The organism is Frankia sp. Hr75.2, from assembly GCF_949319125.1.
In the GTDB taxonomy this organism is placed as follows: Bacteria; Actinomycetota; Actinomycetes; order Frankiales; family Frankiaceae; genus Parafrankia; species Parafrankia soli.
In genome coordinates, this window is sequence record NZ_CASGGV010000266.1 from 44,215 (window position 1) to 58,772 (window position 14,558).

The window sequence follows — 14,558 nt, forward strand, 5'->3', positions numbered from 1 at the left end:
CACGAAGGACGAACACCCCGATTGTGATCCAGACTCGGAACAGGCCCTAGGTCCATTTTCGTGCGAGGAGGTCACGGTGCCACCGAAGCACGGTGGCGGGGGTGACGAAGAGCGAACCCCAGCGGGCCCGGGGTAGCAGCCGGGACAGGGCTGCGAGGATTACCCGATCCTTCGGTTCCAGGACCGGGCGGTTCACCTGCCGTCGCAGCACCGCCACCTGATGTCGCAGGACGAGGAGCTCCACGTCTTTCGCGGTGTCGCCACGCACGCGGAGCAACGTTAGTCCGAGAGCGTTGCGTGTCAGGGCGTAGAGCAGCGACCACACCATGACCATCCAGCCTGCCCGAGGCGGGCCCTGTCCGGCGGGTAAACGTGCAGGTCACCGCTCGAATCGGGGTTCTGGAGCCCCACAGGGGTCAACGACGGGCTGGCGCTGCCCGCCGTCCTGTTGCTGATCGCGGCGGCGGGACCGGCGGCGGAGTCCGCCGAGAACTCGCCTGCCCGCATCGCCGTCGAGCTGGTGAGCGGCCTGTTTCTCGGCCTTGCCGGTGGCGATCACCGCGCTGACCCGCCTGCCGCTGCTGGGGGCCGAGCGGGCGGTTCAACAGAGCCGTTTTCTTGACATTCCCGCTACGGCCGTGCGCGGGCCGGGCGGGGATCAGCTGGCAGGCGGGTTGACGACGGCCTGGAGGACGACGAACGCCGCGACGGCGAGGACGAGGTAGGCGAAGGATCCGCGTAGCCGCTCGGCGGGCACGCGCGTCGCGAATCGTCCGGCGGTCAGCGAGCCGATGACCGCGGCGGCGGTGAACGCGGCGGCGATGCGGTAGTCAAGCGTGGCCTCGCCGGCGTGGGCGGCGAACCCGGCGGCGGAGTTGATCACGATGACGACCAGTGAGGTGCCGACCGCGGCGGGCATGGGCAGGCCGAGGAGCAGGACGAGGGCGGGGATGAGGAGGAATCCGCCGCCGACGCCGAACAGGCCGGTGAGGAAGCCGACGGCGATGCCGGTGCCGATGGCTTTGGGGAGGCAGCCACGCCAGTTGACGCCGCCGTCGGGTAGGGAACAGTCGCCGCCGGCTTCGCCGTCGCCGCGCAGCATGCGGACCGCGGCGGCGCCCATGAGGGCGGCGAGGCCGATCAGGACGAGGCGGGGATCGAGCAGCTGGTTGAGGGCCGCGCCGCCGAACGCCGCCAGTGCTCCGGCTGTGCCGACGATCGCGGCGATGCGCCAGCGGATCTGGCGGGTGCGCAGGCGGGGCAGCAGCGCGGCGGCTGAGGAGATTCCCACGACCAGCAGCGATGTGGGTACGGCGGCTGTCACAGAGAGCCCGGCGCCGTAGATCAGGGCGGGGACGGCCAGGATGGAGCCGCCGCCGCCGAGTAGACCGAGCAGGATCCCGATCGCCGCGCCGAGGCCCAGGGCGGCGATCATGGTCGTGGGCTGGCCAGGGCGGCGATGACGCCGTCGACGTCGAGGCGGGGGCCGCGGTTGTAAGGCAGTCTGGCCAGCAGGCTGCCCATCGCGCAGGTGTTGGACAGGGCGGCGAAGGTCAGCCCGGCGCCGACGGCCGCCGCGGCCCACTTGGCCGCCGGGACCGCCACGCTGGTCAGGACCGCGCCCAGCACGAGGGAGCCGGCGACGAGACGGACCTGCCGTTCGAGGTCCCAGCGGTTCGTGCCGCCGCGCACCGGGGCGCCGGCGGCCTGCCACGCGCTGATGCCGCCGTCGAGGATCCGCAGGTTCGGCAGGCCTGCGGCGGCGAGGGCCTGTTCGGCCGCGGTGGCGCGTTGCCCGGAGCGGCAGACGAGCACGACCTGCTCGTCGAGGTGCGCGCGCAGTTCGTCGCGGTGCTCGCGCAGGATGTCGAGCGGCACGTTGTAGGAGCCGGGGATGTGCGCGGCCTCGAACTCGCCCGGGGTGCGCACATCGATCAGCCGTGGTGCGCTGGCCGTGGCGATGAGCTGTCGCAGCGTCGTGGCATCCAGGGTGGCCGGGGCGCGGCTGGTCACGAGGTCTCCTTGTCGTCGACGATGGTCAGGCCTGCGTGGGCGGCGTTGGCGTAGGCGTCGTCGAGGTGCACCACCTGGCGGCCGGCGCGTTGCAACAGGCTGCTCGCGGCGGCGGCGCGGTAGCCGGAGCCGCAGTGCACCCAGACGGTGCCGGCAGGCACCTCGTCGAGCCGGGCCGGCAGTTCGGGCAGCGGGAGGTGCACGGCGTCGTCGAGGTGGCCGGAGCGCCATTCGTTGCCCATCCGCACGTCGAGCACGGCGTCCGGCGCCGGCAGTCCGGGCGGGACGGTGCCGGCGCGGGCGGCGGCGAGGTCGACGAACGTGGCGGTGGTGAGCGCGGCGATGTGATGCTCCTCGCCTGCGGCCCAGCCATCGGGGCCGCCGGTGGCCGTGGCAGCGGGCCGGTCGATGCCGATGCGGGCGAGTTCGCGCTGGGCGTCGGCGACCTGCTGCTCGCTCTCGCCGAGCAGGGTGATCGGCGCGCCCCAGGGGGCCATCCAGCCCAGCCAGGTGGACATCGGCCCGTCCAGGCCGAAGCTCAGCGTGCCGGTAAGGTGCCGGTGAGCGAACGCCTTGCGTGAGCGCAGGTCGATCACCCACTCACCGGCGCCGATCCGTCCACGTAGTTCGGCGGGGTCGGCCCGGTGCGCCGGCGTGAGGTCGATCAGTGCGGCCCCGTCGACGTTGCGGGCGCCCATGTGCGCGTAGTACGCGGGGTAGGCGTCGAGCCCGGCCAGGATCTCGGTGACGAACGCGTCGGTCTCCAGCCGCAGCGCCGGGTTGACCTGCCGCTCCCGGCCGATCGTGGAAGCGGGGGCGTCGGACTGGGTGGCGGAGCAGAAGCTGCCGAACCCGTGGGTGGGCCAGACCTGCGCGCCGTCGGGCAGCAGGTCGGCGAGGCGGCGCACCGAGGCGTGCTGTTGTTCGGCCAGGGTGTGGGCGTGCCGCTGACCGAGCAGGTCGGTGCGGCCGGTGGTGCCGAACAGCAGCGACCCGCCGGTGAACACCCCCACCGGCCCGTCGGGACCGTCGAGGACGTAGGACAGGTGATGGAACGTGTGCCCGGGGGCGGCCACCACCCGCAGCCGCATCGAGTCCGACATCGCGACCTCGTCGCCGTCGGCGACCGGCGTCCGCTCGAAGCCCACCTCGTCCACGGCGGCGACCAGATACCGGGCGCCGGTCACCCGGGCCAGCGCGAGACCGCCGGAGACGTAGTCGTTGTGCAGGTGTGTCTCGGCCACATGCGTGATCCGCACCCCGAGGCGGCCCGCCAGGGCCAGGATCCGGTCGATGTCACGCTGCGGATCGACCACGACCGCGACCCGCCCGTCATGGGCCAGGTAGCTGCGGTCACCCAGCGACGAGGTCTCCACGACCTGGACATCAATCTCGACATCAACACCAGTCATCGCCTGCTCACTCTCCTTCTTGTCGTTCGTGTCGGCCGGTGTTCCGCCTGGTGAGCCACGTGGTCGAAGCGGTGGCTCACCAGGCCCTGCGTGCCTGGGACGGCGCCTGCCCGTCACCCGCCGACGACAGCGCGGACCCATCGGGTGGATCCCGACATCGTCGCCTTCCGGATTCCATATACCCGGGGGGGTATACCCGGGACATGGTGCGGTACCGCGAATCGACGGGCAGACCCCTCCGGTCGACGGGGTCTGCCCGGTCGGGTCAGGACAAGGCCATGAACAGCTTCTCCAGCTGCTCCTCGGTCAGCGGCGGCTGCTCCCCGCGCTCGCGCGCGGCCTGGCACTGGCGCATGCCCGTAGAGATGATCTTGAAGCCTGCCTTGTCCAGCGCCCGGGATACTGCCGCGAGCTGTGTCAGGACCCGCTCGCAGTCGTCGCCGTTTTCGATCATGCCGATCACGGCGCCCAGCTGACCGTGCGCGCGCTTCAACCGCGTCAGCGCGTCCGACAGGACCTTGGCGTTCATCTCCACGGTGCCCCACCTCCACGACCACTATACCCCGGGGGGTATAGGGAGCAAAGGGCTCGGGCCGTGCGGAGGTGCCCGCTGCCGCGGCCGGCGGTAGTCGGCGAAACGGTGGAACGACTCACGCGGGACGCGGGCGTGGCTCACCGGGACGCCGCGCCCGCGGCGGGCGGTGGTGAGATCGCGCTTGGCCACCAGGTAGATGTCGGTGAGCAGTAGCCGGTCGACGAAGAAGTACGGTGAGACATTGGTCAGGGATGGCCGTCCGCCAGCGGTCAGCCCCGCCAGCTCGGCCGGTGGCAACGCCCGGCCGAGCCCGCCGAGAAGAGCCGGGTCGGGGGTGAAGACCCGCTTCGTCCGCCAGCGCCTGGCCTCGAGGTCCACCTGGGTGAGCAGGCCTGGCCCGGCGATCATGAAGTCGACGGCGGTCGGCTGCGATGGCCCGCTGACGAAGACGTTCCCGGCCAGCCCGTCAACAACCACGAGATCGGCGGCGGCGAGCCCTACGCGGTACCGACCCTGCCGGGCCTGACCTACGACCCTGGCGCCCACGGCGGCACCACCAACATCGAGGTCGACCGGAACGGCACCCCGTCCGCGAATACGTCAGGTGGCCGGCACCCACAACAACTGTGCCGGCGGGATCACCCCGTGGGGGACCTGGCTGACCTGTGAGGAGACCGAGCAGCGCGCCGGCGGGGCGTTCCAGTTCGACCACGGGTACGTCTTCGAGGTCGATCCGGTGGACCGGGCCGCCAACCTGAACCCTGTACCGCTGAAGTTCCTCGGCCGGTTCGCCCACGAGGCCGTCGCCGTCGACCCGCGCACCTCGGCGATCTATGGCACCGAGGACGCCAACGACCCGCACGGGCTGTTCTTCCGCTGGGTGCCCCCGCAGGGGTTCCGCGGCGGCAAGCGCGCGCTGCGCACGCTCGCGGTCAGCCAGGGCGGCGCCACGGCGGGCACCCTGCAGGCGATGAGCGGCCGCAAGGGCTCACAGCACATCGCCGATCCGTACACCATGTCAGTGGACGCCACTCTGTGCGTACCGTCGTCGACGATCGCGAACAGGCGTGGTGCCTGGCCGGCGACGAACGCCGCGAGCCGTTCCCCCGGTCTCGGCGCGGTGGCGGGCGGTCGCGGGTCGGTGATCACGACGATTCCCGTGATCTGGCGCCAGGGCGTTCTGGCCGCGCGTCCGGGACGGTCTCGTGAACATCCCGGACACGCGGTGTTATCTTCGACCTTCGGATCAGCGTTGGGCCGTGATCGTGCCGTCCACTGAGCCTGCACCGGTGACTCCAGTCAGGCGGTCGACTGCGTTCCGCAGCGCTGCGGGGAACTCGGCCGCCCAGTCTCTGATGGCCTCACCGACCGCGGTAGCGGCCTCGCCCGCCTGCCCCCATCCGCGTGCGATCGCCCCACCGAGCTGGGTCAGCCAGGTGCCTACCCGGTTCATGAACGCCTGCCCGGAGTTCGCGACCCAGGGACCGACCAGGCCCTCCCAGGCACCGCTGCTGACCAGGGCACCTGCCAGCGCGACGCACAGGATGTCCCCCCAGGCGTCCGCGTCAAGCTTCTTGCCGTCGAGCTTGAAAGAGACCAGCCTGAAGAGGAAGGCGCCCAGGAATCCGGCAACCGACGCGCAGGCCGTCTTGGCCAGGACACTCGCAACCCCACCGGTCGAGGCGATCACACCGAGCATGCACGCAGTCCGGAACGCCAGGCCCAGTGCGTAGAAGCCGGCAGCCAGCAGCGTGCTCTGCCACCAGGTTGGCCTTGTCAGTGCCTCACCCGACGTGAAGGTGAGCTTCAGCCCCTTGTCCGTCAGGCTGAAGGAGCCGTCGAAGTCGTGCACCTGGGGTGTGCCGCCCGGGAGATCCAGCGGATAGGCGTTCAGGTGCTCCTGGATGGTGTCGCTCAGCTGTGGGTTACGTCCGTTGGCGTCGGCCACCCAGGATTTTGCCTGACCCCGGTCGAAGCCTTCGGGGAGCGGCGTGCTGAGCGTCACCTGATCCCCGGAGACCGCGACGCTGAATCCAGCCACCGAGCTGACCACGGCCTTCGCGATATCGTCTATCCCCGCGGCCGTCTGCGTCATCTGCGAGGACAACGTGCCCAGGGCGCTCTGGGCTGCCTGGGCCGCCGCGGCCTGCGCGGTCGTGGACTCCGTGGTTTCGGCTGCTTCGGCGGCCCGGGTCAATGTGCAGACCAGGGTCATCGCGAGCGTGATCGCGATTGAAACCGCTGACCACCTACGGTTTCTGACAGGCAAACCAGCGTGCTTGGCTCTGCTTCCGTCCACAATGCCTCCGGTTGAGCGGAACATGCCCGAATGTTCGTTTTTGCAGGCCAAGGAGATGTAACCGCAGAGCCGGTTTCGAGCGGTTTCCTTTACATGAACATCGGTCAAATTTCTGTGCTACCAACCGCTTTGTGGATTCCTAATGGATTTTAGAAACATCAGATTCTGCATGTGGATTTCCGCTGGATTTTCACGGAAATCCACAGGTGGCGCCGGCGAGTAGCGCCAGCTCCGCGCATGCCACCCCGGTGCCGCGGTCGTTGTGCGGGTGGACGGAGAGGATCACGGCCTCCCGCCGGTCCAGATTGCGGTGCATGTACTCGATCTGGTCGGCGTACACGTTCGGGGTGACGATCCCGGCCGTCGCCGGTTGGCGTGGTCGCCATCTCCTCGCAGCCGGCGCAGGACTGGCAGGACATGCTGCGCCGCGCCGAGGTCAGTGACGTCTACGAGGTCCGGATGCTCGTGGAGGTGCAAGGCAGCGCGGTTGGCCGCGCAGCGGCGGACCGGTGCGGACGTGGCCGCCCTACACAAGGCGCTGGAAGGTCGTCGGATCGCGGCGGCGGGTAAAGACGACACGGCCTTCGCCGACGCCGACATCGCCCTGCACACGGCTGTCGGCGACGCCGCGCACGCCGCCCTCGTCGACGCCGTAGCTGCCGGGGACGGCGAGCGGGCCGGCGACATCCTGCGCGCAGAACTGGACCAGACCCTGACCCTGCTTCGAGCACCGACGAGATGAAGGGAAGAGCAGCGGCCACCTGTGACGCGGTGGGGAAAATCCGTCGTCGTCCCGGAAATCCGGCGGCTGCGGAGACATCCCTACCGGCCGGCCCTCCTGGTAGCGTGGGCGTTGCAGACAATCTTCCTGTCGCGGTTATGCTCGTCGAGGTCGTGCGAAAATGCAGGTCAGCACAGCGTTTAGGCGTTTTGACCTGAAAAGCGGAAGGTCGGCGGTTCGACCCCGCCCCTGCCCACCACCCTCTGACTAGGCCTTTTGTCTCTCTATTGAGATCGACTAGAGCTGTTTAAAGATCGTTATGTAGCAACGACCGTCACCCCATGACGGCGGACGGTCCGGGGCGTGGCCCCGCTGACCTGCATAAATGCTCACACCTGGCCACACCTGACCGTCCGCCGCGACATATTGGGGCGTTGCTACACCGAGGGGTCCCGACGAGACGCGGGCTCACGGGAGCAGGGCAGAGCACGTGACTGAACCGCGACGATGGGCAGAAGCGAGGCGGCCGAGCGTCCGCTGCAGCGGCGGACGTTCCAAAGAGCACCGTCGCCGACCTCCCCGCCGAAGACCGATGCCCGGGAAGTGAGGTTCCGGACATCCGACACACATCGCCGTCCCGCGCTCTCGTGGGTGGTGTTCGTCCGCAGACGTATCCGGTCGGTGCGCCGGCGCTTCGGTCCAGCACGACCCGTCATGCTACGTCATGGAATATTCTGCCTTGTAATCGAACGGGGTTCGAGTCACCTCGTCGGCTCCACAGAAATGGGGGATACATAGCCGGATCGTGACGGAGTAGTCGATCTCTCCGACCATGCATCCCGATGCTCGACAAGGCCGCCAGTGCACTCGGCAGGAGAGTGAACAACTCATCCAGGGAGCGTTGGAGAACCTCTGCGCGAGCCGGACCGTAATCGCCATCGCGTACCGACTGTCGACCCTGCTGACCATGGACCGGATCGTGGTCCTCGACGGCGATCACATCGTTGAACAGGGCACACACGAGGACCTGCTTGCGCTGGGCGGGCGACCAGCGCCTGTGGTGCCGGTAGAGCGGCGGCCTGATCGGCTCCATCGACCCGGTCAGTTCCGGGCTGCCCGCCGAGACTGCTCCGAACCCGAAAAACAACACACAAAAAAGCTTCTCCCCGGAAACCGTGGTTTCCGGGGAGAAGCAATTTCTAGTAGCGGGGGCAGGATTTGAACCTGCGACCTCTGGGTTATGAGCCCAGCGAGCTACCGAGCTGCTCCACCCCGCGTCGGTATTTTTTACTATACAGGGGCACTGAGGTCAGATGTCAAACGAGCGGGCCGGCTAGTTTTTTCGGCCACCACGGGTCGGCCCGATACCCCGTGCCCCCTGTCCTGCTGCGCCTGGGTGCATCGCCACCTCGGCGCCCCTACCTATCGGCACCCGGCCTGCCCGCCGGCTGGTGGGACCTCTGGTGAGCCGGGCGGCGGCACGGCTGGTTCGCGAGGACGGCCAGGTGATCATCGTGCACTGCCTGCTCGCGGTCGGGGTCAACGGCGAGGGGCACCGGGAGATCCTCGGCCTCGACGTCGTGAGCAGCGAGGATGGGGCCGGCCGGTTGGCGTTCTTCCGAGGCCTGGTCGCCCGCGGCCTGTTGGGCATCCGCCTGGTGAGCTCCGATGCTCACCGCGGCCTGGTCAACGCGATCGGGTCAACGCTGCCCGGTGCCTCGTGGCAGCGCCGCCTACCTGCACCTCTACGGCCTGGTCCGGGACGAGGTTGAGCATGCGATCGACTCGTTCTTCGTCCTGCGCAAGAACGGGGAGAAGGCACTCGGCGAGTTCCGCACCCGCCGCCTCGTTCTAACCGCCTACGACGCGATGACCACAGGTGGCCTTCACCTCCCTGTTGGATCCCCAGCCCGGCCATGGTCCCCGCCATCCTGACAGGGGGCGCGCATGACCGACACCGGGAGACCGTCCACACTGCCGCGCAACAGTGACGCCGGAGGGAACATTAGATCCTCGAGGGCGAGGCGACGCCCTGTCGGGAGACCTAGAACAGCGTCGACTGCTGACTCGCGGGTAACTCGATGACCGTGTCCGGAGTTGGCCGACCGGGACTCTGGCGGAGACGGCCGTCCTTGCGAAGTTCTCGCAACGCCGTACCTACATGCTCAGGGCGAAAGACTGTGTTGAGCAGCGCGAAACGGCGGAGGTTCGCGACTGTCATCGGACCTGACTCGGCGATCACATTCATGATCGCGTTCTGGAGTGGGCGAGTTTCGGGTTCCATCCTGAGATCAAGGAGCTGCTGACCCGCGTCGCGCGGGTCGCCCTCGCGCCCTGTCGCCCGGCGGGCTGGGGCGAGCGGAAGCGCCGCGGCAGCGGCCGGAAACCCCCGCTGGTCGTCTCGTTGAGGTGTAGCAACGGATTAGCAACGCTGGCGAACCGGCACGTACGTCGGCGGCCTTCCGCACACGAAAACGTACGTCTACGGACGCTGGGATGGCGGTCAGTTCGGCCTGAGAAGCGGAAGGTCGGCGGTTCGACCCCGCCCCTGCCCACTCTTCCCCTGTCCTACCTGCGGTTTCGCCGCGTCGGTGGTCTGGCTTGACGGATGTGCAGTGTGCGGACAAAGCCAAACTTTGGCCTGGTCCGTGCCCTGTCCGGGCGACTGGCGCGTGAGGGCATCCGCCTTGGCGCAGTTTGCCCCGGGCTTGTCGACACGCCGTTGACGGCGGGAGCTCGCACCCACTTCCAGGCCGCCGGTGTTCTGATGCTCTCCGCCGACGAGGTCGCCGCCGCCGTCGACACTCTTCGCACCGGGGAGGCGGGAACCGAGCTCGTCCTCACGCCTGGCCACGGCCCGGCTCGCTATGTCCCAACGCCGCTGCGTTGATGCCGCTGCGTTGACGCCGGTCGGTCCCGCCGAGGTGCCGGCCGGCGCGGATGGACTCCGAGGACGTCAGGCCGTCCAGGCCGGCGGCCCCACGGGTCGCCGGCCTGAACGCCGCACCGGCGATGTCCACTCCGAAACGGCCGTACCTCGATCCTGTCCGGCTCGCCCGGACCTGATCAGGCGGAGGCAACCTCGTGGAGCGCGTCGGCGACCGCCCGCGGCTCGGTGATCATGAGGTCGTGGCCGGTGTCGACGGCCCAGAGACGGCCGGCCGCGCGCGCCTTCTCCATGAGCTCCGCGTCGCGGGTGGCGAGGGTGGAGGTACAGACGATGTGGTACTGCGGGATCGCCCAGAGCGCCGCCTCGTTGGCGAGCGTCAGCGGCTGCTCGAAGCACCGCCACGGGTGGCCGGTCAGGCGATCGTCCATCCAGGCGAGGTCGGCCGGGTCGGTCACGCCGTAGAAGGCCCCCGCACCCGGGGCCGGCAGGAGGACCAGCTCGACACCGTCGACAACCTGGCCGTGTGGCCGGGTCACCGTGATGATCGGCCCGGCGACATCGACGAGCGACTGGCCGTTCACGGGGTTCGCCGCGTCGAGGTAGACGATGCGGCCCACCCGGTCGGCAGCCCGGTCGGCGACACCGGTGATGACCATTCCGCCGTAGCTGTGCCCGACCAGGATCACGTCACGCAGGTCCTCGTAGTGCAGCACCGCCACGACGTCCTGGATGTGTAAGTCGAGGTCGACCTTCGGGCTCGCCAGGTGCGCGCGCTCTCCCACTCCGGTGAGTGTGGGCGCGTAGACCTCGTGCCCGGCAGCCCGCAGTAAACGGCCTACCGGCTGGTAGCACCAGCCGCCATGCCCGCCACCATGCACCAGGACGTACGTCGCCATGCGAGTTCTCCTTCGCCATGACGGCACAGCCGACCCGTCCCGCGGGTCCGCGAGCCGCCCCTGATCGTGTAGACCGTGTAGATATCCCAGATATCCGGATAACCAGGATATCGTAGGTGATGTCTTGAGCAAGGACTGTCGGCGAACGAGGGGAGGAGCCAGGTGCCCGCATCCCGGCCAGGCGATGCAGTCCTCCGTGTGGTGCTTGAGCTGCTCGAGTCCGGCGGCCATGACGCCGTCCAGATCCGTGAGGTGGTCCGCCGCGCACACGTCTCGCCGCTGACGATCTACAAGCTGTTTCCCAGTCGGGACGAGCTCGTCGTGGCCGCGCTGCAGCAGTGGCTGACGGTCAACAGCTGTGCACCGGTGTCGCCACCAGCCCCCGGCGAATCCCTCTACGACGGCCTGATGCGGGTGTTCCGGCACGTCTTCGAGCCGTGGGAACGCAGCCCGCGCATCCTCGAGGCCTACCACCGGGCGCGGAACGGGCCGGGCGGACGAAAGCTCGACCAGCAGGCCATGGGCGCCATCGAACCTGTTGCGCGCGCCATCCTGGTCGGCGGTGACCCCGACTACATTGACGACATCGGGCTCATCCTCACGAACATGGCCTACGCCGTGGTGGGCCAGTTCGCGAACGGCGAGCTCGACATCACCGCCATTCTCCCGACACTTGAGCGGGCCGTCTTCCGCCTCACCACAAACAACGAGCCCGCTGCGGCCGCGGCACAGACGCGACGGACGCGGCCCGACAGGTACCCCACACCGCCCGCACAGCTCGACCGGCAGGACGCGACCGGCCCGGGCAAGTCACAGCGTTGACGATCCTCGAAGCGGTGGCGGACCGGCCGCCAGCCGATGAACATCGAACTACCTTCTCGGCTGACTGATCTGATCGGAGCGGAGATGACCGATCTTCGACCTGTCCTGCACGTCCCGGCACGTGATGTTCCGGTTCCGACATCGGTGAGCGCCGAGGCGCAGGCGGTCCTCGCGATGCCCCCGATGCAGTCTCCTGGGTACCCGCCATTAGATGATCTTGATGGATGGCGAACACTGATCGCCGATCACGACCGGACGATCGGCGCCACGCTCTCAGCGCGGGCAGCCGACGCGCCGGTCCGGACAGAGGAACTCGACCTCGGCCCGTTCCGTGTCCACGACATCACGCCGATCGACCTGTCGACAGACGACGACCGCGTCTATCTCGACATTCACGGCGGTGCCTTCATCTACGGAGCTGGTGAAGCCTGCCGCGCCATGGCGGTCGGCACCGCCACACGCGCTGGCATCCGCGTCTGGGCCGTCGACTACCGGATGCCTCCCGACCATCCGTTCCCTGCGGCACTCGACGACTGCCTTGCCACCTACCGCGCATTGCTGGAGGAATGCCAACCGGAGCGCATCGTCGTCGGCGGATCGTCGGCGGGTGGTAACCTCGCCGCCGCACTCATCCTGCGAGCGCGGGACGAAGGCCTCCCACTACCTGCCGGCGCGGTGCTGAAAACGCCGGTCGTGGACCTCACCGAGTCCGGTGATTCAATCCAGACGAACCTGGGGCTCGACCCACTCCTCCCGCGAAGGTCGATGCCCGCCTTCCTCCTGTACGCGGCAGGTCATGATCTTAAGAACCCCTATGTATCGCCGTTGTTCGGCGACTTCACCAAGGGGTTTGTGTCAACGATTCTCACGACAGGCACGCGTGACCTGCTCCTGTCGGACTCCGTGCGTATGCACCGGGCGCTTCGCGCAGCCGGCGTCGACGCGCACCTTCACGTCACCGAAGCAGGCGGTCATGGCGGGTTCTTCGGCATGGCCCCCGAGGACGATGCGATTCAGCGGGAGATACGCCAGTTCGTCGACTCCAGCACGGGGTGGAGGTCAAAATTTTGATTGGCGGTCTGTTCCTCCAGGATCGATCAGGACGTGTGCTGTACTGAACGAAATAAGGTGCACCTCACGAATTCCGAGTCGCCGTCGGTCAGTCTCACGGTGTCGGCGTCTGACGGCTGTAATTGCCGACCGGCGAGTTCGCCGGCTACGCCATGAGGAAGATGTCCATGGCACTGGTGAGATGTCCTCGGCGGACTTGGTCAGGTAAGCCGGCCCTGCGGCGCGCAGGGCCGCGAACTGGCCAGCGGATAGCGCGTCGAGAAGGTGGCCGAAGTCGGCTGATCTCAGTGCGGCCGTGAGACAGCACCCGGTCTGGTGCTGGGTCCCTCGAAGGACGACCTCACCCGCTACCGCGACACCAAGGCCCGGAGGAACTACTCCGGCACCAGCCCGACCACCCGCGCCTCCGGGAAGAAGACGGTCATGCAGGCCCGCTATGCGACCAACTACCGCCTCGCTGACCGCCGTGCACCGGCAGGCCTTCTGGCGGTGATTCTCGGGTGGCGATATCGCCACCCGAGAATCACCGCTTCAACCATGACGGATTGGCGAATCTGTCGGTGGCGAAAGTTACCCCGAATAGATCGCAGGGAGATCGCCCCGCTGCAGGCTAAACTGTCGACAGGACAGATACCGGCACACCGGGTGGGGAATATAGATCGACCAGGTCGCTGTCTGTCAGTTCTGGATCGCGCAGAACTGTATGGAACGGCACTCGTCGTTCGTCAATAGGCCAGCCGCGCGACCCCGGAGCAGTCCATGCTTTACCTGCGGACGAGAGTACGCCGAGGAGAACCTCGAGCGAGTGCTGTTGCCGTGACAGAAGTTGGGAACTGTGGGAGATTTCCAGGACGTAGGCCTCGGCTGGTGCCCAACTCGGGTCGGTGAGACATTCGTACATGGCGTCCCAGTTGCGACCGTAATAACCGGGGAAGTCCCACTTCTCGCTGAATTCGTCATGCATGTCCGACTCGGTGCTCATGTAAATGCCGTTTATGCTCACCAGTCGTACATCACTGCCCGGCTGGTCGGCATCTTCGAGAGGCGCGGGTACTTCTCCGCAGAGAATCCAAGGGGGTTGTGGTGAAAGAAGTATGTGAGGTAGCCGGCTATGGGGCACTTTTGCCTGCCTAATCCGCGTGAAGTACTTGTAATGATCGCCAGTATACTAATTGGAAACCAGGCTGCTGGAATGTTGATATAGGTCGGGTCCGGATCTCGGAAGAAGCCTCAGATGATTTCCGGGGTGGCCGGCAGTCGAGCGAATGCCTTCTTGGCGCCGTCGTGTAGTTCGGCGGCGGACTTGTGTGCGCTGTGGTCGTCGACGATGAGGAAAATGGTGCCGTCGATGTCGTGGAGGAGCTGCTTGCAGAATTCGATGAACGTCGCGGACGTGGTCGTACCGTCCAGATGTCGGCTTGGGGTGGCGAAGCGTCGTGCGATGCCGTCGAGGACGGTGCCGAGGCCGGTGGTGAAGGTGGTGCCATCGCGGTCAGGTGCGCGGGCGCGGAGAGCGTGGGCGAGGTGGGGTAAGACGGCGGGGTCGACGGTCCAGGCGGCTGCGGGGTCGAGCTTGAGTGGGGCGACGGCGGCGATGAGCTGTTCGGCGTGGCGGAGCGCGTTTGGTCCGAGGGGGCCGGGGCGGGTGGATGCCTGTGGCGTCCAGGGCCGACAGACGCCGCCCGCGGGGCTGCCCACGGCCAACCTTCGCTCTGTCTACGATCTTTTGTAGTAGATCCTGCTTTGGTGCCGGGTCGCGGACGCTGCCGGGTGTTCCGATGGGCCTGCTTCGCCACGGTTCCCCCGCGCCGTGGATGCTCACCGCTGACCCGGGTGTCTACTACGTCATGTAGTGGTTTACCGTCTGGTTCGGCAACTGACGTCGGACCGCATGCCGGA

14 protein-coding genes, 2 tRNA genes and 3 pseudogenes are annotated in these 14,558 nt (G+C 67.9%); 7 read left to right on the forward strand and 12 right to left on the reverse strand.

Annotated features, from left to right (window positions below; all coding sequences use genetic code 11):
* Window positions 1–49: 49 nt before the first annotated feature.
* The 6 genes and pseudogenes from AC559T_RS18120 to AC559T_RS18145 all read right to left on the reverse strand — a co-directional run.
* A pseudogene (locus AC559T_RS18120) lies at window positions 50–334 on the reverse strand (helix-turn-helix domain-containing protein); the annotation flags it as partial.
* Window positions 335–658: 324 nt separating this feature from the next.
* Window positions 659–1,435: a sulfite exporter TauE/SafE family protein gene (locus AC559T_RS18125; RefSeq protein WP_112107578.1), complete on the reverse strand. Its 777-nt coding sequence runs from the start codon at window positions 1,433–1,435 to the stop codon at window positions 659–661.
* Window positions 1,432–2,013 (reverse strand): rhodanese-like domain-containing protein, encoded by a 582-nt coding sequence (locus tag AC559T_RS18130; protein ID WP_112107577.1) that lies wholly within the window; start codon window positions 2,011–2,013, stop codon window positions 1,432–1,434. The genes AC559T_RS18125 and AC559T_RS18130 overlap by 4 nt, the downstream gene beginning before the upstream one ends.
* Window positions 2,010–3,425 (reverse strand): MBL fold metallo-hydrolase, encoded by a 1,416-nt coding sequence (locus AC559T_RS18135; protein ID WP_498869507.1) that lies wholly within the window; start codon window positions 3,423–3,425, stop codon window positions 2,010–2,012. The genes AC559T_RS18130 and AC559T_RS18135 overlap by 4 nt, the downstream gene beginning before the upstream one ends.
* Before the next feature lie 265 nt (window positions 3,426–3,690).
* Window positions 3,691–3,954 (reverse strand): metal-sensitive transcriptional regulator, encoded by a 264-nt coding sequence (locus AC559T_RS18140; RefSeq protein WP_200835364.1) that lies wholly within the window; start codon window positions 3,952–3,954, stop codon window positions 3,691–3,693.
* A gap of 27 nt (window positions 3,955–3,981) precedes the next feature.
* Window positions 3,982–4,506 (reverse strand): hypothetical protein, encoded by a 525-nt coding sequence (locus AC559T_RS18145; protein ID WP_498869508.1) that lies wholly within the window; start codon window positions 4,504–4,506, stop codon window positions 3,982–3,984.
* Between the two features lie 58 nt (window positions 4,507–4,564).
* On the opposite strand from AC559T_RS18145, the gene AC559T_RS18150 reads away from it, so the two are divergent.
* Window positions 4,565–5,239: an alkaline phosphatase PhoX gene (locus AC559T_RS18150; protein WP_498869509.1), complete on the forward strand. Its 675-nt coding sequence runs from the start codon at window positions 4,565–4,567 to the stop codon at window positions 5,237–5,239.
* Here AC559T_RS18150 and AC559T_RS18155 read toward each other — a convergent pair.
* Together AC559T_RS18155 and AC559T_RS18160 are read right to left on the reverse strand one after the other, a co-directional pair.
* The gene (locus AC559T_RS18155) at window positions 5,207–6,175 is read right to left on the reverse strand and encodes a hypothetical protein (RefSeq protein ID WP_112107574.1); all 969 of its coding nucleotides are present in this window, start codon (window positions 6,173–6,175) and stop codon (window positions 5,207–5,209) included. The two genes, AC559T_RS18150 and AC559T_RS18155, sit on opposite strands and share 33 nt — an antisense overlap.
* Before the next feature lie 292 nt (window positions 6,176–6,467).
* Window positions 6,468–6,629, reverse strand: a pseudogene (locus AC559T_RS18160) (hydroxymethylglutaryl-CoA lyase-like TIM-barrel protein); the annotation flags it as partial.
* Window positions 6,630–6,776: 147 nt separating this feature from the next.
* On the opposite strand from AC559T_RS18160, the gene AC559T_RS18165 reads away from it, so the two are divergent.
* Window positions 6,777–7,001 carry a hypothetical protein gene (locus AC559T_RS18165; RefSeq protein ID WP_498869510.1) on the forward strand — a complete coding sequence of 75 codons (225 nt, stop codon included), beginning with the start codon at window positions 6,777–6,779 and terminating at the stop codon, window positions 6,999–7,001.
* Window positions 7,002–8,183: 1,182 nt separating this feature from the next.
* Here AC559T_RS18165 and AC559T_RS18170 read toward each other — a convergent pair.
* Window positions 8,184–8,257 (reverse strand) — tRNA-Met (locus tag AC559T_RS18170).
* A gap of 210 nt (window positions 8,258–8,467) precedes the next feature.
* Between AC559T_RS18170 and AC559T_RS18175 the strand changes: the two are divergent.
* The 3 genes and pseudogenes from AC559T_RS18175 to AC559T_RS18185 all read left to right on the forward strand — a co-directional run.
* Window positions 8,468–8,710 (forward strand): annotated as a pseudogene (locus AC559T_RS18175) (transposase); the annotation flags it as partial.
* Window positions 8,711–9,473: 763 nt separating this feature from the next.
* Window positions 9,474–9,535: transfer RNA gene (locus AC559T_RS18180), tRNA-Ser, on the forward strand.
* A 167-nt stretch (window positions 9,536–9,702) separates the two neighbouring features.
* Complete coding sequence (locus AC559T_RS18185; RefSeq protein ID WP_498869511.1) at window positions 9,703–9,870, forward strand: hypothetical protein; 168 nt, start codon at window positions 9,703–9,705, stop codon at window positions 9,868–9,870.
* Window positions 9,871–10,046: 176 nt separating this feature from the next.
* On the opposite strand, the gene AC559T_RS18190 is transcribed toward AC559T_RS18185, so the two are convergent.
* Window positions 10,047–10,766 carry an alpha/beta hydrolase gene (locus tag AC559T_RS18190; RefSeq protein WP_112107563.1) on the reverse strand — a complete coding sequence of 240 codons (720 nt, stop codon included), beginning with the start codon at window positions 10,764–10,766 and terminating at the stop codon, window positions 10,047–10,049.
* Window positions 10,767–10,928: 162 nt separating this feature from the next.
* Between AC559T_RS18190 and AC559T_RS18195 the strand changes: the two genes are divergently transcribed.
* Both AC559T_RS18195 and AC559T_RS18200 read left to right on the forward strand, forming a co-directional pair.
* On the forward strand, window positions 10,929–11,588 hold the full coding sequence (locus AC559T_RS18195; protein ID WP_498869512.1) for a TetR/AcrR family transcriptional regulator: 660 nt from the start codon (window positions 10,929–10,931) through the stop codon (window positions 11,586–11,588).
* A gap of 36 nt (window positions 11,589–11,624) precedes the next feature.
* Complete coding sequence (locus AC559T_RS18200; RefSeq protein WP_368672096.1) at window positions 11,625–12,659, forward strand: alpha/beta hydrolase; 1,035 nt, start codon at window positions 11,625–11,627, stop codon at window positions 12,657–12,659.
* Window positions 12,660–13,269: 610 nt separating this feature from the next.
* Here the strand turns inward: AC559T_RS18200 and AC559T_RS18205 are convergent.
* A complete protein-coding gene (locus AC559T_RS18205) occupies window positions 13,270–13,779 on the reverse strand; it encodes a barstar family protein (protein WP_498869513.1) in 510 nt (169 codons plus the stop codon).
* Window positions 13,780–13,889: 110 nt separating this feature from the next.
* Complete coding sequence (locus AC559T_RS18210) at window positions 13,890–14,357, reverse strand: hypothetical protein (protein WP_498869514.1); 468 nt, start codon at window positions 14,355–14,357, stop codon at window positions 13,890–13,892.
* Between the last annotated feature and the right edge of the window lie 201 nt (window positions 14,358–14,558).